This is a genomic window from Shinella daejeonensis (assembly GCF_024281235.1).
GTDB classification, from domain to species: Bacteria; Pseudomonadota; Alphaproteobacteria; order Rhizobiales; family Rhizobiaceae; genus Shinella; species Shinella daejeonensis.
In genome coordinates this window covers 1-1586 of the sequence record NZ_JAHWXY010000030.1, presented here as the reverse complement: position 1 = coordinate 1586, position 1586 = coordinate 1, and the positions used below count along the sequence as shown (strand labels likewise).

The following is a 1586-nucleotide window of genomic DNA, read 5'->3' as shown; positions in this document are numbered from 1 at the left end:
GTTAGCTGGGGTAACTGTTTCTGTTCTCGTCGCGTGTGGAGTAAGCGCCTCTTGCCATACCGTGAACGGTGATCTGACCGGCTCGTGCCGGCCCACCGCCAACTGGAATGGAGAGAGACGATGGACTACTTTGCAGGACTGGATGTTTCCCTTGAGATGACGAGCATCTGCATCGTGGATGCTGATGGGGTTGTGATGAAGGAAGCGAAGGTTGCTTCCGAACCCGACGATCTCGTCGCATTCTTTGAGCAATGCGGCATGGCGATGAAGCGGATCGGCCTTGAAGCCGGCGCTCCGTCGCAATGGCTTTATGGTGGCATGGCTGATGCCGGTCTGCCGGTTGTGTGCATTGAGACGCGGCATGCCAAGGCGGCTCTGTCGGCCATGCCGAACAAGACCGACCGCAACGATGCGCGCGGTATCGCCAACATCATGCGTACCGGCTGGTTCCGCGCCGTGCATGTGAAGACGCAGACCGCGCAGGAACTGCGCTTCCTGCTCGTGGCCCGGCAGACGCTGGTTCGCAAGCTGATGGATATCGAGCTGGCGATCCGCGGCATGCTGCGCAGCTTCGGCCTGAAGATGGGCGTGGTGTCCAAACGCAACTTCGAGGCGCGCGTTCTGGAACTGGCCGGCGACCGCACGATGCTGATGCGGGCGCTCAATCCGATGCTGACTGCGAGGCGTGCCCTGGCTCTCGAATACGCCAACCTGCAAAAGGTGGCGATGGACTTCGCCCGTGACGACGACGTATGCCGCCGGTTGATGACCGTTCCCGGCGTCGGCCCGATCGTTGCGCTGACCTATCGCGCGACGATCGACGTGCCATCCCGGTTCCGGCGCTCCAAGTCTGTCGGCGCGCATCTGGGACTGACACCGCGCACCTGGCAGTCCGGAGAGGTCGACCGGAACGGACGCGTGTCCAAGAGCGGCGACGTGATGGCCCGGGCGGCGCTCTACGAGGCCGCACACATCCTGCTGACCCGCGTGAAGCGCTGGTCGTCGCTCAAGGCGTGGGGCATGCGGCTGGTGAAGAACCGGGGACACAAGCGCGCTGTCACCGCTCTTGCTCGACGCATGTCCGTGCTGATGCATCGTATCTGGGTCGAGGGAACCGTCTTCATCTGGAAGACGGGCGATGGCCAGGTCGCGGCCCCCGCCGCAGTTGCCGGAGCATGAGATTGCCTGTCGGTCATCCGCATCGTGGGAAGCTGACATAGGCTGAGAGATCCGCTGCGGCGGAGAGATGTCCCCCGAGGGGACGAGGGTTCGGGTGAGACCGTCCAGACTCTTGTCCGCATCGCCATCTGCGACTGCGAAGACGCGAGTTAGCTTGGCCGCCCGACCTTCCGATCCCTGCTTGTGGCGATCCTGATATCGACCACGGAAAGAAGCGTGAGCCGCTCGGGGTGATGTCGATGATCCGCTCATGGCGTGTCCTCCGGCTTGATGCCTGGGACCCACGGAAGACGGACAGATCGGGATGACTCTTTCGCTACTTGTTGCGAACGCCCAGGATCATTGGCAAGATGATCGCGGGTGGCACTGGGCGCGTGCTTCACACCCACAGAAACAGTTAAAGAAGA

At 62.4% G+C, this 1586-nt stretch carries 1 protein-coding gene; it reads left to right on the top strand.

All coding sequences use genetic code 11. The features are described 5' to 3' along the window. Positions 1 to 120 precede the first annotated feature (120 nt). Positions 121 to 1179 carry an IS110 family RNA-guided transposase gene (locus KYK29_RS22375; RefSeq protein WP_254693075.1) on the top strand — a complete coding sequence of 353 codons (1059 nt, stop codon included), beginning with the start codon at positions 121 to 123 and terminating at the stop codon, positions 1177 to 1179. Positions 1180 to 1586: the final 407 nt, after the last annotated feature.